The organism is Burkholderia cenocepacia, assembly GCF_014211915.1.
Classification (GTDB): domain Bacteria; phylum Pseudomonadota; class Gammaproteobacteria; order Burkholderiales; family Burkholderiaceae; genus Burkholderia; species Burkholderia orbicola.
Window position 1 is genome coordinate 98,680 of record NZ_CP060040.1, and the last position, 20,393, is coordinate 119,072.

19 protein-coding genes and 1 pseudogene are annotated in these 20,393 nt (G+C 65.7%); 7 read left to right on the top strand and 13 right to left on the bottom strand.

What is annotated here, in order from left to right:
• The first annotated feature begins 6 nt into the window (after positions 1–6).
• Entirely contained in the window at positions 7–975 is a 969-nt protein-coding gene (locus SY91_RS35075) for a DUF6708 domain-containing protein (protein WP_011694664.1), read from the top strand.
• Positions 972–1,256, top strand: coding sequence for a PAAR domain-containing protein (locus SY91_RS17030; RefSeq protein WP_012338534.1), 285 nt, complete (start codon positions 972–974; stop codon positions 1,254–1,256). The genes SY91_RS35075 and SY91_RS17030 overlap by 4 nt, the downstream gene beginning before the upstream one ends.
• 361 nt (positions 1,257–1,617) lie before the next feature.
• On the opposite strand, the pseudogene SY91_RS17040 reads toward SY91_RS17030, so the two are convergent.
• From SY91_RS17040 to SY91_RS17065, 6 genes and pseudogenes are all read right to left on the bottom strand, one after another.
• Positions 1,618–2,054: pseudogene (locus SY91_RS17040) on the bottom strand (transposase); the annotation flags it as partial.
• Between the two features lie 75 nt (positions 2,055–2,129).
• On the bottom strand, positions 2,130–3,572 hold the full coding sequence (locus SY91_RS17045; RefSeq protein ID WP_023474992.1) for an efflux transporter outer membrane subunit: 1,443 nt from the start codon (positions 3,570–3,572) through the stop codon (positions 2,130–2,132).
• An 18-nt stretch (positions 3,573–3,590) separates the two neighbouring features.
• Positions 3,591–5,165 carry a DHA2 family efflux MFS transporter permease subunit gene (locus SY91_RS17050; RefSeq protein ID WP_023474991.1) on the bottom strand — a complete coding sequence of 525 codons (1,575 nt, stop codon included), beginning with the start codon at positions 5,163–5,165 and terminating at the stop codon, positions 3,591–3,593.
• A gap of 13 nt (positions 5,166–5,178) precedes the next feature.
• Positions 5,179–6,273 carry an HlyD family secretion protein gene (locus tag SY91_RS17055; protein ID WP_023474990.1) on the bottom strand — a complete coding sequence of 365 codons (1,095 nt, stop codon included), beginning with the start codon at positions 6,271–6,273 and terminating at the stop codon, positions 5,179–5,181.
• A 64-nt stretch (positions 6,274–6,337) separates the two neighbouring features.
• Positions 6,338–6,769 carry a MarR family winged helix-turn-helix transcriptional regulator gene (locus SY91_RS17060; protein ID WP_043886629.1) on the bottom strand — a complete coding sequence of 144 codons (432 nt, stop codon included), beginning with the start codon at positions 6,767–6,769 and terminating at the stop codon, positions 6,338–6,340.
• A gap of 109 nt (positions 6,770–6,878) precedes the next feature.
• Positions 6,879–7,799: a LysR family transcriptional regulator gene (locus SY91_RS17065; protein ID WP_023474988.1), complete on the bottom strand. Its 921-nt coding sequence runs from the start codon at positions 7,797–7,799 to the stop codon at positions 6,879–6,881.
• A gap of 92 nt (positions 7,800–7,891) precedes the next feature.
• On the opposite strand from SY91_RS17065, the gene SY91_RS17070 reads away from it, so the two are divergent.
• The 3 genes from SY91_RS17070 (at position 7,892) to SY91_RS17080 (ending at position 10,220) form a co-directional block, all read left to right on the top strand.
• Positions 7,892–8,320, top strand: coding sequence for a MarR family winged helix-turn-helix transcriptional regulator (locus tag SY91_RS17070; protein ID WP_027809052.1), 429 nt, complete (start codon positions 7,892–7,894; stop codon positions 8,318–8,320).
• 210 nt (positions 8,321–8,530) lie between these two features.
• Positions 8,531–9,778, top strand: a complete 1,248-nt coding sequence (locus SY91_RS17075) for an aconitase X (protein ID WP_023474986.1) — start codon at positions 8,531–8,533, stop codon at positions 9,776–9,778.
• Positions 9,771–10,220: an aconitase X swivel domain-containing protein gene (locus tag SY91_RS17080; RefSeq protein ID WP_006479561.1), complete on the top strand. Its 450-nt coding sequence runs from the start codon at positions 9,771–9,773 to the stop codon at positions 10,218–10,220. The genes SY91_RS17075 and SY91_RS17080 overlap by 8 nt, the downstream gene beginning before the upstream one ends.
• 24 nt (positions 10,221–10,244) lie before the next feature.
• Here the strand turns inward: SY91_RS17080 and SY91_RS17085 are convergent, their stop codons facing one another.
• From SY91_RS17085 to SY91_RS17095, 3 genes are all read right to left on the bottom strand, one after another.
• Positions 10,245–10,847: a hypothetical protein gene (locus SY91_RS17085; RefSeq protein WP_023474984.1), complete on the bottom strand. Its 603-nt coding sequence runs from the start codon at positions 10,845–10,847 to the stop codon at positions 10,245–10,247.
• Entirely contained in the window at positions 10,844–11,305 is a 462-nt protein-coding gene (locus SY91_RS17090) for a hypothetical protein (RefSeq protein WP_260632469.1), read from the bottom strand. The genes SY91_RS17085 and SY91_RS17090 overlap by 4 nt, the downstream gene beginning before the upstream one ends.
• A 181-nt stretch (positions 11,306–11,486) precedes the next feature.
• A complete protein-coding gene (locus tag SY91_RS17095) occupies positions 11,487–12,569 on the bottom strand; it encodes an AraC family transcriptional regulator (RefSeq protein WP_023474982.1) in 1,083 nt (360 codons plus the stop codon).
• Between the two features lie 75 nt (positions 12,570–12,644).
• Between SY91_RS17095 and SY91_RS17100 the strand changes: the two genes are divergently transcribed.
• On the top strand, positions 12,645–14,678 hold the full coding sequence (locus SY91_RS17100; RefSeq protein WP_023474981.1) for an NADPH-dependent 2,4-dienoyl-CoA reductase: 2,034 nt from the start codon (positions 12,645–12,647) through the stop codon (positions 14,676–14,678).
• 187 nt (positions 14,679–14,865) lie between these two features.
• Here the strand turns inward: SY91_RS17100 and SY91_RS17105 are convergent, their stop codons facing one another.
• Together SY91_RS17105 and SY91_RS17110 are read right to left on the bottom strand one after the other, a co-directional pair.
• Positions 14,866–15,270, bottom strand: coding sequence for a DUF2471 family protein (locus tag SY91_RS17105; protein WP_006479558.1), 405 nt, complete (start codon positions 15,268–15,270; stop codon positions 14,866–14,868).
• A 171-nt stretch (positions 15,271–15,441) separates the two neighbouring features.
• Positions 15,442–16,335 carry a LysR family transcriptional regulator gene (locus SY91_RS17110; RefSeq protein WP_006479557.1) on the bottom strand — a complete coding sequence of 298 codons (894 nt, stop codon included), beginning with the start codon at positions 16,333–16,335 and terminating at the stop codon, positions 15,442–15,444.
• A gap of 86 nt (positions 16,336–16,421) precedes the next feature.
• Here SY91_RS17110 and SY91_RS17115 point away from each other — a divergent pair, with 86 nt between their 5' ends.
• The gene (locus tag SY91_RS17115) at positions 16,422–17,207 is read left to right on the top strand and encodes an NAD(P)H-dependent oxidoreductase (RefSeq protein ID WP_023474980.1); all 786 of its coding nucleotides are present in this window, start codon (positions 16,422–16,424) and stop codon (positions 17,205–17,207) included.
• A gap of 10 nt (positions 17,208–17,217) precedes the next feature.
• Here the strand turns inward: SY91_RS17115 and tssE are convergent, their stop codons facing one another.
• Positions 17,218–17,640, bottom strand: coding sequence for a type VI secretion system baseplate subunit TssE (gene tssE / locus SY91_RS17120; RefSeq protein WP_023474979.1), 423 nt, complete (start codon positions 17,638–17,640; stop codon positions 17,218–17,220).
• Positions 17,637–20,351 carry a type VI secretion system ATPase TssH gene (gene tssH / locus SY91_RS17125; protein ID WP_023474978.1) on the bottom strand — a complete coding sequence of 905 codons (2,715 nt, stop codon included), beginning with the start codon at positions 20,349–20,351 and terminating at the stop codon, positions 17,637–17,639. Before tssH ends, tssE begins: the two co-directional genes overlap by 4 nt.
• Positions 20,352–20,393: the final 42 nt, after the last annotated feature.

The window sequence follows — 20,393 nt, forward strand, 5'->3', positions numbered from 1 at the left end:
AAAGAGATGGCATTTGACGGACTCTCGTGGTACCGCCTGAACCGGCCGGTCAGCGAGGAGGAGCAGGCTGCCCGCCTCGCAATCGGACAGCCTGCGTCTGACACGGCTAAGGATGAGCGTTCAGTATTCTCGATGAGCGATACTTGCCTAGAGGTCCGAGACGGAAACTATTCGGAGAAGGGCTGGGGGGTCTTTGCGTTTATGTTACCGGGGCTCGGTTCGTTGGCATTCACGGCGGCCCTTCTTTGGATGATGACTCATGTACCTCCTATCTACGAGCAGCGGGGACAACTGGGGCTCATTTATGGAGTGCTTTCGTTTTTCTTGTTTGTCGCGCTCGGTTTCTCGGGAATTGGCATTTGGGCATTGACACGCGACTGTTTCAATTACACCTGCAAGCCCGTCCGGTTTAACCGGCGTGACCGGATGATTTACGCGTTCAAGCACAATGGCCCTGGCGGGGTTGTATCGGTACCCTGGGATAGCGCCTTCCTGTACGTCGAACGCAAGCCCAGAAGCGGCCCCACGCGCACGGCGCCGCGCGTGGTTCGTTGCCTGGTTCTTGACGACAAGGGGATGGTCAAGGATACATTCTCGATGGGAACGCGAGTTGTCCTGTCGTCCGATGAGGGAAGCGTCGGGGGACAGGAGGTCATGAAAGTCCTCTACCAGGACTTTGAGTTCTACCGGCGATTTATGGAAGAAGGCCCCGCTTCGCTGCCCCCGGTGACCGAGTTCCTGCCGAAGGGAGCCTCCCTGCGCAATTCGCTGAGGTTGAATTTCGACGGAACCTCGGGCCTACTTAAGTCGGGCAATCCGATAGTGTGGCTGGTGGTGGCGGTCGGGGCACTTCCCGCATTCTCTCAATCCCTATTGCATTGGCTCGCCCAACTGACTTGCCGCGAACCGGTATGGCCGGACGATATCGAGCGGGCGTGCAATGCTGCGACGCCGTCCAACGGCCTTACAGCATGAGCCGACGGTTCATTCGTCAGGGCGATAAGACCGATCGCAACGGTGTTGTGGTCGACGGTATCGCCGGGACCTCATTGCAAGGCCAACCTTTCGCTTATCTGGGCGCCCCGGTTCAATGTCCCGCCTGTGGAACGACGGGTGTCATCATAAGCGACGGCTCGCCACGCGCGATGACGATGATGGGTAAGCAGGTCGCATTAGAGAACGATTTGTGCCAATGTAAATGTGAGCCACTGCCGAAGCTGATGTCGTCCCAGACTCTCGGTTCAATAAAGACATGACGGTGCGTCGCTGCCTGTTGCAGGGCAACGGGCGCGGTTGTTGAAACGTATCAGCCACGGGCTCGTTGCCGCTCGCGATGAGTTGTCCGGTCATTTCCTATCATGATGCGGACGATTGCAGGGGTGGCGTGCGAAAGATGCACGATCCGCCTGATAGCCATATAGCCGATGGCGCGCCAAGGCGACGGCGCATGACCGTGATGGCCACCTTCGCAGTGGATGACCATCGATACGATTTCTATCGGTAGGGCTTCGACAAAGGAGTGAATCGCCTGAGCCTGCTCCGCGGTGAACGTGCGGGCGAGTTTGTCCCGCGGCCTCTTCGATAGATTCGGGTTCAGGAAATCGACGTCCGCAAAGCTCAGTCGCAGCAGATGGCCCTGAATCATGCGTGCGTTCATGCCGCGCGCATACATGCTGATGACGTGATCGTAGAAGCCGGGCAGCCGGCATTGATACTTGCCGGCCAATTGCCGTTCGAACGTTGCCTGCCGGTCATGCGGAATATCCAGCTTCAGTTCGCCGCTGGGGCGTGAGGAACGTCTTGGTGCGCGTGCCATAGCGGTGGTTGCCGGCCTTGCCTTGCTCGGTCCCGGCTTCCGGATGGTGGCTCATCTCAGCCGTGAGCATGCGCTTGGCCAACTGCTTCCTGAGCTGGCCGGCCAAGCCCCGATTCGCCCAGGATCGACTCGGCGTTCTTGCCCTGAACCTGGGCAAGCAACTGATCGTCAGTTCGTCGGGAAACACCTTCGGTGTCTTCGGATTCTTGCTCTTCTTGATCACTGTTGCATCGGTCATAGGACGTTAGTTCCGTTATCGTTTCATGACCTCGGCACACTAAAAGTCTGACAGGTTCCCGCATCGTGATCCCGCCTAGTTTTTCGCCACAGCGTCAGTTTCCGTCTGTGTTCCCCCCGCCGCCTCATTCCTGCTCCACCCACCCCCAAGCGACCGATACAACGCCACCGCGGCCAGCGCATGCTCGCGCTTGACCTGATTGAGCGAATCCGAATCCCGAAGATAAACCTCCTGCGCCGACAGCACATCCAGAAAATCCGTCGCGCCGCCCTTGTAAAGCTGATTCGCCAGCCCAAGCGCTTTATCGGAAGCCGCCAATGCGCTATCGAGTCGCCGCGTCGCCTCATCGGAACTGACGAGATTCGCACGCGCATCCTCGACTTCCCGCAGCGCCTGCAGCATCGTCTGCCGTAACCCGAGTTCCGACTCGCGCATCCGGCTTTCGCTCTGCGAGATATCGGCGGTAATCCGCCCCGCGTTGAAGATCGGGCTCGTCGCGCTCAGCGCCGCGCTGAACAGGTTATCGGTCAACGTCGGCAGCCCGAGATACGAAGCCGCGAGAATCCCGTCCGTCAGGTTCAACGAAAACTTCGGATACCGCTCAGCCTTCGCCACGCCGACTTGCGCCGCACGCCGTTCGACCTGCGCATAGGCAGTCAGCACGTCCGGCCGCCGCAACAACGCCTGGGAAGGCAACGTCCCAGGCGCGCCAATCGGCGGCGCGGGAATCTCCCCGGCCTGCGCCAACACGAGCCGATCGACCGATTCCGGCGTCCGCCCCGAATACACGGCGATCAGATTGAGCTGATGCGAAATCTGCGCCTGCGTCGGCGGAATCCGCGCTTCGAGCGCGTCGAGCTGGTTCTGCGCACGCGTCACGTCGAGTTCCGTCGACAGCCCGAACGCCTGCCGCTTGCGCGTGAGTTCGAGCGCATGCTGCCGGATCTTCGCGTTGCCCTGCAGGATCTTCAATTCCTGCTGCGCCCAGCGCAGATCGACATACGCGGATGCCGCATCGGCCGCGAGCGCGAGGCGCATCGCATCTTCCGCATGCTTTTGGCCGACCAACTCCGCTTGAGCGGCCAGCAGATCGAGCCGTTCACCGCCGAACACATCGGGCGACCAGCTCAGCGCAAGTCCCGCACCAGCCTGCCGCACATAACCGAGCGGCGGCGGCGTGTTCTGCCGCGCGTCGGCCGCGTGCGCAGTTGCGTCGAGTTCAGGGAGCAGCACCGCGCGCTTCTGCACGGTCAGCGCCTGCGCCTGCTTCACGCGTTCGGTGGCAGCCTGCAGATCGAGGTTGCCGTCGAGCACGGTCGCGATCAGCCGGTCGAGCACGGGGTCGTGGAATTGCGCCCACCAGGCGGCGGCGTCGATGTCCGCGCGCGGCACGTCGGTATCCCACGCGGTGGGCGCGAGCGTCTGAACGGAGTCGTTCAGCGCCGGATGCTGCGCGGGCTGCACCGCACACCCGGCGGCGAATGCGCTGACGGCCAGCGCGACGAGTAGCTTCTTCATGATGATGATCCCTGGGCCTCAGTGCGCGTCCGGTGGCGGCGCGTTCAACGTAATGGGTTTGGAAAACACGACTGCAAGCAGCGCGACGACGAAGCACAACGACAGCGCGTAGTACGCATCCGCATAGGTCAACGTGAGCGCTTCGCGATAGATCAGCCGATGCAGGTTCGCGAGCCCGGCCTGCGCGGTGTTCAGCGTATTGCCGGCCACCGATCCCCAGTACGCGGCCTGGCGATCGAGCAGCGATGCGACCTGCGGTTCGCCGGCGCTCACGTGCTCGTTCAGCCGCAAGTAATGAAAATTCAGCCGGTCGTTGAGCATCGTCGCGCTCACCGCGATACCGATCGCGCCGCCGAGGTTGCGCATCAGGTTGAACAACCCGCTCGCCGATTTCAGGCGCGACTGCGGCAGCGAACCGAGCGCCATCGTCACGATCGGCGGCACGCTGAACTGCTGGCCGATGCCGCGCAGCGCCTGCGGCAGCAGCAGTTCCCGCCAGCCCCAGTCGTGCGTGATCGGCGTGTACAGGTAGCAGCCGAGGCCGAAGCAGACCAGCCCGAACACGAGCAGCGCACGCATGCTGACGTAGCGCGCGGCGAACGCATACGCACACAGCGCGATCAACTGGAACGCGCCAACCGACAGCAGCGCGATACCGATCTGCAGCGAGCTGAACGCACGCACCTGCGCGAGAAACAGCGGCGTCAGGAACACGGTCACGAAGATGCCGATGCCGGTCACGAACGACAGCAGGCTGCCGATCCCGAAGTTGCGCACAGCCAGCGCGCGCAGGTCGACGATCGGGTCTTCCGCGGTCAGCGCATGCACGATGAACAGGAAGCCGCAGATGCCGGAGATCCACGCGCAGATCACGATCGCATCGTCGCCGAACCAGTTCTTGCGCGGGCCTTCCTCGAGCACGTATTCGAGGCAGCCGAGGAAGCCGGACATCAGCAGGATGCCGAGATAGTCGCCGCGCTTGATCAGGCTGAGGTCGGGCGCGTCGATATGCACGTAGCGCGGCACCAGCACGGCGACCGCGATGCCCGGCACGAGGTTCAGGTAGAACAGCCAGTGCCATGACCATTGGTCGGTGATCCAGCCGCCGATTACGGGGCCGATCGCCGGCGCGAGCGACGCGAGCGCGCCGATGGTCGTCGACGCGATCAGCCGCTGCTTGCCGGGGAACAGCACGAACGCGGTGGTGAACACGGTCGGGATCATCGCGGCGCCGAGCGCGCCCTGCAGCCCGCGAAACAGGATCATCGAGTTGATGTCCCACGCGAGCCCGCACAGCATGCTGGTGATCGTGAAGCCGACGGCCGACGCGGCGAACAGCCAGCGGGTCGACATCACCTTCGACAGCCAGCCCGACATCGGGATCACGATGATCTCGGCGATCAGGTACGCGGTCTGCACCCACGACAGTTCGTCCTGGCTCGCGGACAGCCCGCCGCCGATGTCGCGCAGCGACGACGCGACGATCTGGATGTCGAGTGTCGCCATGAAGAAGCCGACGCACATCAGCGCGAACGCGAACACGCGCTGTCTGGTCGGTTGCGACGCGGGGTCGCCGGAAAACGCGGTGGTCATCGTCTGCTCCCGCTCAGTTCTTGTGATCGGTATGCACGGTCACAACCGCGGACAGGCCGGGACGCAGCACGTGCTCGATGCCGGGCTGCGGATCGAGATGCACGCGCACCGGCACGCGCTGGACGATCTTCGTGAAGTTGCCGGTCGCGTTCTCGGGCGGCAGCACGCTGAAGGTTGCGCCGGTCGCGGGCGCCAGGCTGTCGACGCGGCCGTGCAGGCGCGTGCTCGACGCGTCGAGCGCGACGTCGACGCGGTCTCCCGCGCGCATCTTGCGCAGCTGGTCTTCCTTGAAGTTCGCGTCGATCCACAGGCCGGAGGCCGGCACGACCGTCAGCAGCGGTGCGCCGACGTTCGCGAGCATCCCGACGCGGCCCGTGCGGTTGCCGACGTAACCGTCGACCGGCGAGCGGATCGTCGTGTATTCGACGTTGAGCGCCGCGACGCGCTGCGCGGCGAGCGCGGTATTCACGCGGGCCCGCGCATCGGCGAGCTGCGCGCCGAGCACGTCGAGCTGGCGCTTCGACGCGAGCAGCGCGGCGTCGCTGCGTTCGACGGCCGCGCCGGCCTTCGAGTAATCGGCATCCGCGCGCTCGACGATCTGGTTCGATACGGCGTCCGACTTCACCAATTCGCGGTAGCGCACGCGGTCCGACGCGGCGCGCGTCAGTTCGGCCGACGACGCGTTCTTGTCGGCCGCGTGCTGGCCGATCACCGCGAATTGCAGTTGCTGCTTCGCTTCGAGTTCGGTCACGGCGGAGCGCGCGCTGTCGACTTCGGCGCTGGCCTGCGCGAGCTTCGCGTCGTAGTCGCGCGCATCGAGCTGCACGAGCACGTCGCCGGCCTTCACGCGCTGATTGTCGGTCACGAGGATCTTGTCGACGAAGCCGTTGACCTTCGGCGCGAGCACGGTCACGTCGCCGCCGACATACGCGTCGTCGGTGCTTTCCTGAAAGCGCAGCACGAACAGCCAGTCGAGCGCGGCAGCCGCGACCACGACGACGACGGCGCCCACCGCGATGCGCATCCACGGCACGCGGCGTTGCTGCTTCGCGGGCCGCTCGGTTGTAGCTGCTTCGCGTGACGAGGCAGCGTCTTGGGTCGTATCCATCGATTCACCTATGTATATGCACTTATCAAAACGATCGACAGCACGACGTCGATCGGGGAAGGGGTCAGCGTTCCGGCAGGTTGTGCGTGATCCGGAACAATTCGTCTCTGAGGCGGGCCGCCTGCGCCGACCCGAAGCACCGCTCGAACGCTTCCTGCGCGGCGAGCCAGTGCACGTGCGCATCGGCCACCTTCGTTTCGCCGTGCGCGGTCAGCGCGAACGTCTGACCGCGGCACGGCGGCTCGATCCGCCCCGTCACCAGCGCCGCGCCGACCAGCGGCTTGAGCGCGCGCAGCAGCGCGGTGCGTTCGATCACCAGCACGTTCGACAGCGTCGCCATCGTCAGGCCGGGCCGCTCGCGCAGCAGCGCAAGGATGCTGTACTGCGACGGCGTGACGCCCGCGCGCGACAGGTAGCGCTCATAGAACTGCGAGATCCGCCGGGCGGCTTGCCGGACCGCGAAGCAATCGTCATCGGTGAGCGTGGTCTTGTGCATGTGCACATGTTAGGGAGCGAGGCGGCGCGAAGCGAGGGGCGCGGCGGGATCAGATTGGTGTCGTGGTTGTATCAATCGGCGTCGGAAACGCGCATTCGCGCGCCCGGCGTCACGCCGCTGCCGGAACGATCCAGCCTTCGCGGTCGCAGTACGCGGCCGTGTAGTCGATGAACGCCTTCACCTTCGCGGGCAGCAGCGCGCGGTTCGCGTACGCGAGCTTGATTTCGACGAACGTGTCGACGAGATCGGCGTCTTCCAGCAACTGCACGAGCGCGCCCGACGCGAGTTCAGTCTGGACGAGCGTTTTCGGGACGACGCCGATGCCGAAGTCGTGCATGACCATTTCGCGGTTGAACACGGGGCTGTTCGACGAGATGTCGAAACGGAACGGCACGGTGAGCAGGTTGCCGTCGACCCGGAACGACAGCGCGGGGCGGCGCAGCGACGGCGAGATCGGCACGAACGGATGATTGGCGAGGTCGGCCGGCGTCTCGGGGCGCGCATGTGCTCGCAAATATGCAGGCGTCGCGACGATCACGACCGGAATGCGTTCGACCAGCCTCACGACGGTCGATTCGCTCGTCAGCATGTACGGCACGACGATGCCGATGTCGTAGCCTTCGCCGACCAGATCGACCGGGCGCTCGGTCAGCGTGACGTCGAGGCGCACGTTCGGATGCGCGCGCTTGAAGCCGGCGATCAGCGGCACGAGCCGGTTCAGCGCGGCCGTCGTATGCGCGACGAGGCGCAGCAGGCCTTCGGGCTCGCGCGTGTGCGTCTGCGCTTCCACTTCCAGCGCGTCGAGCTCGTCGAGCACGGCCGCGCAACGCTCGTAGATGCGCTCGGCCGTTTCGGTCAGCGATACCTGGCGGGTCGTCCGGTGCAGCAGCCGGCTGCCGAAACGCGCCTCCAGATCCGCGACCGCACGCGATACGACCGGTCGCGCGAGGCCGTGCATGTCGGCGGCGCGCGTGAAGCTGCGCATTTCCACCACGGACCGGAAGATGCGCAGCTTGTCGATGTAGTCCATGTCCGTCTCCTTGACGCGATGGCCGGCCGCCGGCCGCTGTTACGGCGGAGTGTACATTGACTTTATGCATATGCACATATAGATTGCCGAACATGAACGACACCTCGATTGCCCAGGCGTGCAACTGTCTCGCGCTGCGTCAGGCGGCGCGCTTCGTCACGCAACTGTACGAGCGCCATCTGGCCCCGGTCGGCGTTACGCCCGCCCAGTTCTCGATCATGGCGAACCTCACGCGCCACCCCGGCCTGCTGATGAGCGAACTCGCCGAGATGCTGGTGATGGATCGCACGACCTTGCTGCGTGCGCTGAAGCCGTTGCAGCGCGACGGTTTCGTCTCGACGGCGGCGTCGGAGCACGATGCGCGTGCGCATGCGCTGCACCTCACGAAGCTCGGCGAACGCACGTTCGCGCAGGCAAAAGTCGCGTGGCAGGCCGCGCAGGACGAATTCGACACGCAGTTCGGCCGCGAGCGGGCGAAGGCGTTGCGCAATGAGTTGTTCAGCCTGACGGCGGAACGCTAGGCGAGGGGCGGACGGTTCGGTGGGACGACCAATTGGTGCGGAATTCGAGCCATTGGTCGCCGTCGAAGCATCAGGTCGTGAAAATTGGTTCTATTGACATCCGATTGGATCAAAATCTGGACAGTTTTTATTTCCAGTCGTAAAGTCCTCTGACTGAGTTCATGAGCCGGCGCCGCCGCGCCGGTCGGTACGCGTCACGAGGAGCAACCGATGCTGCAGTTGAGCGACCGCGACGACGCGATGTTGCGCGGGGATTTCGGCGACGGCGTCGCCCGCGCGATGCGGATCGTCGCGCGCACCGCGCAAGTAATGTCCGCGCCGCACCTGATCGACATTACGTCTGCCCATATCGACGGCTGTCTGTATCACGGCCAGACGAGCCTCGACTTCGTCGACTATTTCGTCGACACGGGCGCGAAGGTCGCGGTGCCGACTACCTTGAACGTCGGGTCGCTCGACCTGATCCATCCCGAGCTGTACCACGGCGACCGTACGATCCAGCGCGATGCGCAACGCCTGATGGACGCGCATTTGCTGCTCGGTTGCGAATCGAGCTTCACATGCGCGCCGTATCAACTGAAGAATCGTCCCGCGCTGGGCGAGCAGATCGCGTGGGCCGAATCGAATGCGATCGTGTTCGCGAATTCGGTGCTGGGTGCGCGCACGAGCCGCTACGGCGATTTTCTCGACCTGGCCGCCGCGATCACCGGGCGCGCGCCGTATGCAGGGCTGCATGTCGACGCGAACCGCGCCGCGCGGATCGTGTTCAATGCGCCGGATTTCAGCCGCCTGCCGTCGCGCGACATCTATTTCGCCGCGCTTGGCCTGGCGGTCGGCAAGATCGCGGGCGCGGTCGTGCCGGCGATCGTCGGGCTGCCGGCCGACACCACCGAGGACGAACTCAAGGCGCTCGGCGCGGCCGCCGCGTCGAGCGGGGCCGTCGCGCTGTTCCATGCGGTCGGCGTGACGCCCGAGGCGCCGACGCTCGACGCCGCGTTGCACGGCCGCGCCGCGCAGCGCACGGTCGATATCACGAGGGCCGATCTCGACGAGATTCGCCGTACGCTGAATCACGGCGCGGCCGGCGACGCGCTCGTCGCGGTCGCGCTCGGCACGCCGCATTTTTCGCTGGCCGAATTCCGCACGCTCGACACGTTGCTCGACGCGTTCGACGGCAAGCCGGCCTGCGATTTCTACGTGAACACGAGCCGCTTCATTCTGTGGGAACTGGAGGAAGCCGGGCTCGCGGAGAAATTCGCCGCGCGCGGCATCCAGATCGTCGTCGATACCTGCACGTACATCACGCCGGTGATGAAGCAGTTGTCGGGACTGGTGATGACCAACTCGGGGAAATGGGCGTCGTATGCGCCCGCGAACATCGGCGTGACCGTCGCGTACGGCAGCATGCGCGAATGCGTGCGGTCCGCGTACGAAGGCAAGGTGCGATTCGATGACTGAAGCGACGGACACATTCTTGACGGGCGACACGCTCGTGCCGGGCAGCGCGTGTGCGCGGCCTTTCGTGCTCGACAAGCCGCTCAGCTTCTGGGGCGGCTACGACTCGGGCGCGGGCAGGATCGTCGATCGCGGGCATCCGCAGGCCGGCGCGAGCCTCGCCGGCAAGGTGATGGTGATGCCGCACGCGAAGGGTTCGAGCTCGAGCAGCAGCGTGCTCGCGGAAGCGGTGCGCAACGGCACGGGGCCGGTCGGGATCGTGCTGAAGGAACGCGATTTGATCATCTCGATCGGTGCGATCGTGGCTGCCGAGTTGTATGCGATCGCGGTGCCGGTGGTGTGCGTGAGCGATGTGGTGTACGACGCGATCGTCGCCGCGACGGGCGACGTACGGATCGAAGCGGGCGAGGGGGACGGCGGCGCGCGGATCGAGATCGGCCGCTGACGCGACAGTCGCGTACCGGTCGCGTCAGAGGAAGCGTATGTTCCGCGTCTCGGCGCTCGCGAGCGACAGCGCACGGCGGGCGGCATTCATGTCGCGCCTGCCGCCGGGCTGCTTGAGCCGGCGGATTTCGGGCCATACGACGATGCCGAACACGGCGCGCAGGATCGCGCTCAGCACGAAAAAGCCGATTGCGGTTGCGCCGAACGCCATCGCTATGCCGAGCATGCCGTCCGTGCTGCGTTGCACCGCGGACAGGATGCCGGTGACGCAGAGGATGACGCATAGCATGCCGATCGTCACGAACGTATCGGTGCGTGCACCGGCGACTTGCGCGGTTCGAACGAGATACACGGAGCCGTCGGTGACGTTCCGGATGCCGTAGAGGGGAGCGTGATCCCCGCTTCGCGCGTACGCCACGGTCAGCCGGTCGCCGGCGACGATGAACAGGCTTCGCGTGCTGTCCGTCCTGACGGTGAGCGGCGCGTCGAACGTGTCGAGTTGCAGCGCGATTTCCTCGATGCTTTGCGTGGTCCAGCCGAGGTTGTTGCTCCAGACCTTCGTACTGATCGTCGTCTGGCTGACGGACGTCACGCAGCCGGATGCGATCTGCATGGTGCGATCGGTCATGCGTTGCTCCGTTCCGCGGTGAAACGGGCTGGTTCGGATTGCCATTTCTCGTAGGCCTCGCGCCGCTGCGGCTGAAAAGCCAGTTCGGACAGGCCGGCAATCGCGAGCAAAGTACCCGTCATGCTGATGATGCTCACGAACACGTTGATGGCGCCGACGAGTGCCCAGCCCTGTTTGAATATGGCGGCCCCGCTCAGCAGGCTCAGTATGAAGATGCATGACGCCCACGTGAGCAGTGACAGATTGCTGTTCCGTTGTCTGACCGCGTCGTAAGGCGCGATTGCCACGTCATCGCTTCTGATCCATGCGATCCGGCGACGCCCGCGATCGTCGAAGATGCACGCGCGCACGGCCATCCCGGGCTTCAGTTGATCGACCTGCTTGAACGCCTCCGCGTCGGTATCGTAGGCGGCGATGAAGTAGCAGACGTTCTGCATCGTCACGCGATAAAGCGGCACCTTCTTGATGTCGGCGCCGATCCGAACGAGGTTCGTATCGATACGGTCGATCGTCGATTCGATCAGCGTGGTGTGATTGGGCATGGGACGGGAGAGTGGGCCGGCCGGCGCCGCTTTGGCGTCGGATTGATCATACCGATTAAATGGCGGCTCGACACTTCGTACCGGCTGCTGGTGTGCATCATTCGCGTGCCGCTCCCGCAGCCGCTTCCCGGAACGCGCTCGGCGTCTGCCCGGCCCAGCGCCGGAACGCGCGCGTGAAGTTCGCCGGGTCGGTGAACTGCAGCCGCTCGGCGATCGTCTTCAGGTCGAGATCCGACGCGGCGAGCAACTGCCTTGCATCGCGAAACCGCGCTTCGTCGAGCAATTGCCGATAGCTCGATCCGGCTTCTTCCAGCCGGCGCCGCAGCGTGCGCGTCGACACGAGCAGCGCGTCGGCGAGCATGTCCGGCCCCGGATAATCGCCGGCCGCGCGCGCCAGCTCCGCCCGCACGCGCTCGACCAGATCGCCTTCCTCCTGCCGCACCTGCGCATATTCGCGTTCCACCTGCACGAGCGCCTGCCGGTGCGCGACTTCGTCGGCGAGCGGCAGCGGCCAATCGAGCACGTCGCGCGCGATCCAAAGCGCATTGGCCGCGCAGCCGAATGCCACCGGCGGCAACTGGTCGCGATAGCGTGCGAAATACATGGGCTCCGGCCACGCGAATTGCAGCCTGATCGGCGGGGACGTGCGGCCCGACCATTGCGAGATGTTCTGCGCGAGCCCCGTCAGCACGAATTCGAACATCACGTGATGCTGCAGCACGGGGTTCGCCTGCACGCCGTGCAGTTCGAGCGTCGCGCCGCGCGCGTCTTCCGCGTAAGTCAGCCGGTATTGGCGATTGCGCATCCGGAAGTAGCGCTGCGTGACCGACAGCGCTTCGCGGATGTCCCGCGCGGTCAGCGTCGCGTAGCCGAGAAAGCCGTGCACGGTCGGTTTCAGCAGCAGCCCGAACGCGAGCCCGATGCCCGGATCGCCGCCGATTTCGATCGCATTGAGCACCAGCCGCCCCCATTGCGACGGCGCGACGCGCGCGTCCGGTTCGGCCAGCACCGCGTCGCGCAGGCCCGTGCCGGCCCGCACGGCGGCCAGGTCGACGCCGCGTGCGGCCAGCGCCTGCAGCAGCAGGCGCGTATAGGCGACCGGAATGGTCGGCCGGCGCAGCCCGAGGCGATCCTTGCGAGACGGGGATGTCATGTCAATTTGGCCGGAAATGACAAGCATTATGGCTGTTTGCCCCCTCACGTTCAAGGCGGCGCGCGCCTACGATGGCAGGCATCGCTTATTGGCCGAATCATCATGACGACACCCTTTCCCCACCTGCTCGCACCGCTCGATCTCGGCTTCACGACGCTGAAAAATCGCGTGCTGATGGGCTCGATGCACACCGGCCTCGAGGACAGCCGCAAGACGCTGCCGCGCCTCGCCGACTATTTCGCCGAGCGTGTGCGCGGCGGGGTCGGCCTGATCGTGACGGGCGGCTTCGCGCCGAACGTGGCCGGCTGGACCAAGCCGTTCGGCGGCACGCTGATGACGTCGGCCGCCGCACGCCGGCATCGCGAGATCACCGGCGCCGTGCACGCGGAGGACGGCAAGATCGCGCTGCAGATCCTGCATACGGGGCGCTACGGTTATCATCCGTTCGCGGTCGCGCCGTCGAAGATCAAGTCGCCGATTTCGCCGTTCGCGCCGCACGAACTGAGCGCGCGCGGCGTCGAGCGGCAGATCCGCGCGTTCGTGCGCTGCGCGACGCTGGCACGCGAAGCCGGTTACGACGGCGTCGAGATCATGGGCTCCGAGGGTTACCTGATCAACCAGTTCATCTCGATGCATACGAACAAGCGCACCGACCGGTGGGGCGGTTCGTACGAGAACCGCATCCGCCTGCCGATCGAGATCGTCGAGCGCACGCGCGCAGCGGTCGGCCGCGACTTCATCCTGATCTACCGGCTGTCGATGCTGGACCTGATTCCGGACGGCAGCGACTGGAGCGAAACCGTGCAGCTCGCGAAAGCGGTCGAGCGCGCGGGCGCGACGATCATCAACACGGGGATCGGCTGGCACGAGGCGCGCGTGCCGACGATCGCGACGTCGGTGCCGCGCGGCGCGTTCGCGTGGGTGACGAAGAAGATGAAGGGAGAGGTCGGCATCCCGCTCGTGACGACCAACCGGATCAACCGGCCCGAAGTGGCCGAGCAGATTCTCGCGGACGGCTGCGCGGACATGGTGTCGATGGCGCGCCCGCTGCTCGCGGATGCCGAGTTCGTCGTCAAGGCCGCGCAGGGCCGGGCCGACGAGATCAACACCTGCATCGGCTGCAATCAGGCGTGCCTCGATCATGCGTTCAAGAACAAGATTGCGTCGTGCCTGCTGAATCCGCGTGCATGCCACGAGACCGAGCTGAAATACACGCCCGCGCCGCAGCCGAAGCGTATCGCGGTGGTCGGTGCGGGGCCGGCCGGGCTCGCGTGCTCGACGGTGCTCGCGCAGCGCGGCCATCAGGTCGACCTGTTCGACGGCGCGACCGAGATCGGCGGCCAGTTCAACATGGCGAAGCGGATTCCGGGCAAGGAGGAGTTTCACGAAGCGCTGAGCTACTTCGGCCGGCAAGTCGAGCTGACCGGCGTGAAGCTGCACTTGAACCGCCGCGTCGATGCGAGCGACCTGATCGCGGGCGGCTACGACGAGATCGTGCTCGCGACCGGCGTCGCGCCGCGCGACCCGAAGATTCCGGGGCAGGACGGGCCGAACGTGCTCAGCTATATCGACGTGCTCGCGGGCAAGCAGCCGGTCGGCCGGCGGGTCGCGGTGGTGGGGGCGGGCGGGATCGGCTTCGATGTTGCCGAGTATCTGGTGCAGGACGGCGAGTCGCCGGCACTCGATCTGGATGAATGGAAAGCCGAGTGGGGCGTGACCGACCCGGCCACGACGCGCGGCGGCGTGACGCGTGCGCAGGTGTCGGCGCCCGCGCGGGAAGTGACGTTGCTGCAGCGCAAGGCCGCGCCGCTCGGCAAGGGGCTCGGCAAGACGACCGGCTGGATTCACCGTGCGACGCTGAAGATGAAGCAGGTGAAGATGATCGGCGGCGTGAACTACGAACGGATCGACGCGCGCGGGCTGCATGTGTCGTACGGCGAGCAGCGCACCGACCACGAACTGATCGAAGCCGACACGATCGTGCTCTGCACGGGGCAGGAGCCGCAGCGCGCGTTGCTCGCGCCGCTGCGGGCGGCCGGGCGCTCGGTGCACCTGATCGGCGGCGCCGAACTGGCCGCCGAACTCGATGCGAAGCGCGCGATCGATCAGGGTGCGCGGCTGGCGGCGCGGCTGTAACGGGCGGGTGCTGCGGCGGTCGTTTCGGATGATCGTCGCGTGGCGATGATCAGTGTGCGCGACGGTTGGCGGACTGATGCGCCCATTCGCGGGCGCGGCAACCATAACGAACCGCGGCGCCGATGGCGCCACCACGCAACGTGGCGGCGCGCACCCGCAGACCGTGCCCGCGACCGACCGGCGCGACTCAGGCCGCTTCCGCCCGCTCTTCCTCTTCCGCTTCGAGCATCGCCTTCACGATCAGGTAGATGGCCGGCAGGTCATCATCGTCGCGGCGCCAGTCGACCGGCTCCTCGACGTCTGCGGCAACCAGCCGGCTGCCACGCAGCCGGATGAATGCGTCGACGACGGCCGGATCGTTGCGGTTCAGGAAGCCGGGATTCGAGAACGCCAGCTCCTCGACGTTCAGCAGCGCCTGCCAGCTCATCGTGCGAACGGCCGCCGGGTGGGTGCGGCGGCGCAGACCGAGCGCTCGCTGCGCGGGGCCGCCCGCGACACGCTGCAGATCGACGACCGCCCGCTGCGCGGCGCGCTCGAAGTGGACGGGATTGAAACCGGGTTGCTCGGGATCGAATGCGGAAGCCTGGAACATGGTCGCCTCACAAAAGTCCGTTCGTCTGTGGATGACGGAATTCGGGTCAAATGGTGCAAAAGCACTGTAAATATATACAGCGTTCGGCGTGGTTTCAAGTCCCGAATGCAGAATTTCGTGTGTCGGCGCTCAACGCTCGACGCGGGCGATCGCATCGATCGGGCGGACGATCTACACCGCCGCCGCGATCGTTTCCCGCAGCCACCGATGCGCCGGATCGCGATGCACGCGCTCGTGCCACAGCATCGACATTTCATAGCCGGGCACCTCGACCGGTGCGTCCACCACGCGCAGCGCCGGCACGTCGCGCACCAGCCGCTCGGGCAGCATCGCGACGAGATCGGTGCTCGCGACGGCCGACATCACGAACAGGAAGTGCGGCACCGACAGCACGACGCGCCGCGTGGCCCCGGCCTTCGCGAGCGCTTCGTCCGTCACGCCGAAGAAGCCGCCGCCGTCGGGCGACACGATCACGTGCTCGAGCGTGGCGAACTGCGCGAGCGTGGGGCGCCGCTTCAGCTTCGGATGACCGGCACGGCCGATCAGCACGTAACGCTCGACGAACAGCGGCAGCCGTCGCATGCCGGGGGGCGACCCTTCGGTCGTATGAAAAGCCAGGTCGATGCCGTTTCGTTCGGCATCCTGCTCGATGCGCGGCGGCACGAGCTCGACGACGGCCAGCCGCGTGCCGGGCGCGGCCGAACGCAGCGTGCGCAGCGCGGGCAGCACGATCGTCGATTCGCCGTAGTCGGTCGCGGCCACGCGCCACGTGTGCGTCGCGGTCGCGGGATCGAACGGCGTGGCCGGAATCACCGCGCGCTCGACCGCTTCGAGCGCATCGCGCAACGGCTCGCGCAGCGCTTCCGCGCGGGCGGTCGGCCGCATCCCGCGCGGGCCGGGCAACAGCAGCGGATCGCCGAACACGTCGCGCAGTTTCTGCAGCTGCACGCTGACCGACGGCTGCGACATGTTCAGCTTCTCGGCCGCGCGCGTGACGTTGTGCTCGGCGAGCAGCACGTCCAGCGTGACGAGCAGGTTCAGATCGAGCCGTCTGAGATTATTCATGGCTATACCTGGAATATCAGGAATTCATTTCAAATATACCGTCGGAGGCCACATCCTGCAGTCATTCAATCCACGGAGTGACGAAGATGAATGTGCTGATCGTGTATGCCCATCCCGAACCGCGTTCGCTGAACGGCGCGCTGCGCGATTTCGCCGTCGCGCATCTCGAAGCGGCCGGCCACGCGGTGCAGGTGAGCGACCTGTATGCGATGAACTGGAAGGCGGTGCTGGACGCGAAAGACGTGACCGATCGCGCGCCCGATGCGCGGTTCGATCCGTCGCTCGATTCGAAGCGCGCGTTCGCAGCGGGTACGCAAAGCGAAGACATCGCACGCGAGCAGGACAAGCTGAAGTGGGCCGACGCGGTGATCCTGCAGTTTCCGCTGTGGTGGTTCTCGATGCCGGCGATCATGAAAGGCTGGTTCGAGCGCGTGTACGCGTACGGTTTTGCGTACGGCGTCGGCGAGCATTCCGATACGCACTGGGGCGATCGCTACGGTGAAGGTTCGCTGGCCGGCAAGCGGGCGATGATCGTCGTCACGACGGGCGGATGGGAGTCGCACTACAGCCCGCGCGGCATTAACGGGCCGATCGACGACCTGCTGTTCCCGATCCAGCACGGCGTGCTGTATTACCCGGGATTCGACGTGCTGCCGCCGTTCGTGATCTATCAGACGGGCAAGATGAACGCCGCGCGCTTCGACAAAACCTGTACGGCGCTCGGCCAGCGTCTCGACGAGCTGTGGACCACGCCGCCGATTCCGTTTCGCCGGCAGAACGCGGGCGATTACGAAATTCCGGCGCTGACGTTGAAAGAGGAGATCGCGCCGGGGAAGGTGGGGTTCGCCGCGCATCTGGCGAGCGATCGGTGATCGTGCGCGATCATGATCGATCGAGACCCCGTTCGACGCGCAGGCGACCCGGCGGCTCGAAGTAGGTGCCGAAGCGGACGAGCCCTGCGTTCTTCAGATGGCAGGTCATTTCGAAGCTCGCCAGGATGCCGGGATCGCGGTTGTCGACGATTCCGATGTCGATCGAGCGAATGCGTGGCTCGTACTTCAGCAGCGTTGCTTCCATCTGCTGCTTGAGCAAGTGTGACGACGCAGGCAGTGCCTTGTAGATGTTCGTCAGGTCGGGCAAACCATAGTCGGGCAGGTGCTTGAGCGCACCGGCCCGCGTATTGAGAATGCGGCGCACGTTCTGTTGCACGCTCAGGCATTCGAGCGTCCGGTCGTCGTAAGCGCCGATCGGCTCACCGCCGATCTGGCCGAGCAGCATGTCGTAGAGCGACGGGCCGGCGGTCATCGGTTGCCCGCTCGCGTCGTGTCGGTGTCGCCGGGCGCCGGCGCGTCGATGAAGTCGATCGTCACCGATCCTTCGGCGGTGACGGACAACAGGATTTGCCGTGGCGCCGTGCCGGATGCCATCCGTTCGAGCAGTTCGCGGGACACGACCGGCAGCACGCGCTGGTTCAGGAACGCATCGACGCTGCGTGCGCCGGATTCGCGCGACATGCAGTGCCGCGCGATCGATTCGATCGGATCGTCCGTGCACGTCAAGGTCACCGCGTGTTGCCGAAGGAGGCGCTCGGCGATCTTGTCCAGCTTGATCCGCACGATCGACGCGAGCGCCGCCGCGTCGAGCGGCCGATAGACGAGTGTCTGAAAGCGCGCAAGCAGCGCGGGCTGGAAGTGCGCGACCAGTCGAGGATGAACGGTTTCGCGCAGCGCCGCGTGCGTGATCGCCGGATCCTCGGCCGTTGCATCGTCGATTTGCGCGCTGCCGAGATTGGACGTCATCACGATCACGCAATGGCGAAAATCGATCTCGCGTCCCTCGCCGTCGCGCATCGTGCCGCGGTCGAACACCTGATAGAAAATGTCGAGCACGTCCCGATGCGCTTTCTCGACCTCGTCGAGCAACACGACGCTATACGGGCGCTGACGCACGGCTTCGGTCAGGACGCCGCCGCGTCCGTAACCGACGTAGCCGGGCGGTGAGCCCTTGAGCTGCGATACCGTATGCGCTTCCTGGTACTCGGACAGGTTGATCGTCGTCAGCGCGGCTTCGCCGCCGAACAGCAGGTCGGCGAGCGCCAGCGCGGTTTCGGTCTTGCCGACGCCGGACGGCCCGGTGAGCAGGAACACGCCGAGCGGTGCATGCTCGCTCTTCAGGCCGGCCTTGGCGGTACGCAGGCTCTCCGCCAGCGCACCGATCGCGTCGTCCTGCGCAACCACGCGCGCGGCGAGCGTCGCTTCGAGCGTGAGCAGGCTTCGTAGTTCGTCGTCGACGAGATTGCCCACCGGCACACCCGTCCATTCGGCGACGACGCGCGCGATGGCCTGAGCATCAACGTCGGCGGCGATCATCGGCGACTTGCCCTGAGCGGTCCGCAGCGCATCGATGGCACTGGAAATGGCCGCCGGATCCGACGTGGGGCCGGCCGCGCCGCGATGGGTGCGCAAGATGTCGACGAGTTCGCGTTCTCGCGTGTACTGGCCGAGCAGCACGTCGGCGGTGTCGCGCACGGCGTCGTGTTTGATGTCGATCGTGGCACGGCGCTCGGCGACGTCGCCGATTCCGGCACGGGAATCCGCGTCGAGCGCGGCGCGTTCCAGTTCGAGCGCCGTCAGTGTCGCGCGTGCCTGCTGCAGTTCCACGGGCGGCACGTCGAGCGCCATGCGCACGCGCGCGGCAGCCGTGTCGAGCAGATCGACGGCCTTGTCCGGCAGTTGCCGGGCTGGAATGTAGCGGCGCGACAACCGCACGGCCGCGACGATCGCTTCGTCGCGGATATGGACGTCGTGATGCTTCGCGTAGCGGCTTGCGAGCCCGCGCAGCATCAGGCAGGCCGTGTCGTCGTCGGGCTCGTCGACCTTGATGATCTGGAAGCGCCGTTCGAGCGCGGCATCGCGTTCGAAATATTCCTTGTACTCGGCCCACGTGGTTGCCGCGATCGTACGCAACTCGCCGCGCGCGAGCGCCGGCTTGAGCAGGTTGGCCGCGTCGGCGCCGCCCGCCGCGTTGCCCGCGCCGATCAACGTATGCGCTTCGTCGACGAACAGCAGGATGGGGGTCGTCGATGTCCGCACCTCGTCGATCACGTTCTTCAGCCGTTGTTCGAATTCGCCCTTCACGCCCGCGCCGGCCTGCAGCAAGCCGAGATCGAGCGTCAGGATGCGCGTGCCGCGGATCGTTTCCGGCACGCTGCCGTCGACCACGCGCAATGCGAGCCCTTCGACGAGCGCGGTCTTGCCGACGCCCGGTTCGCCGACCAGGATCGGGTTGTTCTTGCGGCGGCGCGCCAGCACGTCGATCATCTGCCGGATCTCCCGGTCGCGTCCGAAGACGGGATCGATCTCGCCACGACGGGCCTTTTCGGTCAGGTCGAGTGCAAAGCGCGCGAGGGCGTTGTCGCCGGTGGCGCGAGACGGTGCGTGCGTGGCGTGACGATCGATGGAGGCTTCCGTCGCTGTATTGCCGGGCTGAGCGACGGTTGGCGACGTATTCGGCTGCCCCATCGTTTCATCGGACGCGTGTTCGGACGAGCGCCGCCCGATCCGGGGCAGCACGCGCCGGATCTGCGCGCTCGAAACCGACAAGAGCGGCCACGCACGTTGCGTGCGCAGGACGTGCGGCGCGTCGACGATCGCCTGCAGTAGATGGCCCGAGCGAATGGTGCCGTCGGCATCGTCCGACACCGCATGCGTCCATGCATCCTCGATCACCGTGGCGAGCTGCCGCGACAGCGCCGGCATGCCGCGCAGCGTGCGAGGCATGCGGTCGATCACGTCGATCAACGCATCCCACACCGCATCGATATCGAGATCGTAGTGGCGCAGGATCGCCGGAATGTCGCCGTCGTCCGCTTCGATCAGTTTCAGCACCCAGTGCTCGACCGCGATTTCGTCCGCGAGTCGGGTCTGGCACAGGCTCGCGGCGGCTTCGAGCGCACGCGTGCAATGGGGGTTGAGGCGGCGAATGAGATGGGAGGCGTCCCGGAGAGGCGGCGTCATGTCGATGGCGGATCAGGAAGGGAGGAGCGCGTGCAATCGTCG

Bases quoted from the DNA above. Each gene is read 5' to 3' on its own strand.
- SY91_RS17060 (WP_043886629.1), bottom strand. From the start codon at position 6,769: ATGCACAAGACCACGCTCACCGATGACGATTGCTTCGCGGTCCGGCAA.
- SY91_RS17055 (WP_023474990.1), bottom strand. From the start codon at position 6,273: ATGGATACGACCCAAGACGCTGCCTCGTCACGCGAAGCAGCTACAACC.
- SY91_RS17065 (WP_023474988.1), bottom strand. From the start codon at position 7,799: ATGGACTACATCGACAAGCTGCGCATCTTCCGGTCCGTGGTGGAAATG.
- SY91_RS17115 (WP_023474980.1), top strand. From the start codon at position 16,422: ATGAATGTGCTGATCGTGTATGCCCATCCCGAACCGCGTTCGCTGAAC.
- SY91_RS17085 (WP_023474984.1), bottom strand. From the start codon at position 10,847: ATGACCGATCGCACCATGCAGATCGCATCCGGCTGCGTGACGTCCGTC.
- SY91_RS17105 (WP_006479558.1), bottom strand. From the start codon at position 15,270: ATGTTCCAGGCTTCCGCATTCGATCCCGAGCAACCCGGTTTCAATCCC.
- tssE (WP_023474979.1), bottom strand. From the start codon at position 17,640: ATGACCGCCGGCCCGTCGCTCTACGACATGCTGCTCGGCCAGATCGGC.
- SY91_RS17080 (WP_006479561.1), top strand. From the start codon at position 9,771: ATGACTGAAGCGACGGACACATTCTTGACGGGCGACACGCTCGTGCCG.
- tssH (WP_023474978.1), bottom strand. From the start codon at position 20,351: ATGACGCCGCCTCTCCGGGACGCCTCCCATCTCATTCGCCGCCTCAAC.
- SY91_RS17030 (WP_012338534.1), top strand. From the start codon at position 972: ATGAGCCGACGGTTCATTCGTCAGGGCGATAAGACCGATCGCAACGGT.
- SY91_RS17100 (WP_023474981.1), top strand. From the start codon at position 12,645: ATGACGACACCCTTTCCCCACCTGCTCGCACCGCTCGATCTCGGCTTC.
- SY91_RS17095 (WP_023474982.1), bottom strand. From the start codon at position 12,569: ATGCTTGTCATTTCCGGCCAAATTGACATGACATCCCCGTCTCGCAAG.
- SY91_RS17050 (WP_023474991.1), bottom strand. From the start codon at position 5,165: ATGACCACCGCGTTTTCCGGCGACCCCGCGTCGCAACCGACCAGACAG.
- SY91_RS17075 (WP_023474986.1), top strand. From the start codon at position 8,531: ATGCTGCAGTTGAGCGACCGCGACGACGCGATGTTGCGCGGGGATTTC.
- SY91_RS35075 (WP_011694664.1), top strand. From the start codon at position 7: ATGGCATTTGACGGACTCTCGTGGTACCGCCTGAACCGGCCGGTCAGC.
- SY91_RS17045 (WP_023474992.1), bottom strand. From the start codon at position 3,572: ATGAAGAAGCTACTCGTCGCGCTGGCCGTCAGCGCATTCGCCGCCGGG.
- SY91_RS17110 (WP_006479557.1), bottom strand. From the start codon at position 16,335: ATGAATAATCTCAGACGGCTCGATCTGAACCTGCTCGTCACGCTGGAC.
- SY91_RS17070 (WP_027809052.1), top strand. From the start codon at position 7,892: ATGAACGACACCTCGATTGCCCAGGCGTGCAACTGTCTCGCGCTGCGT.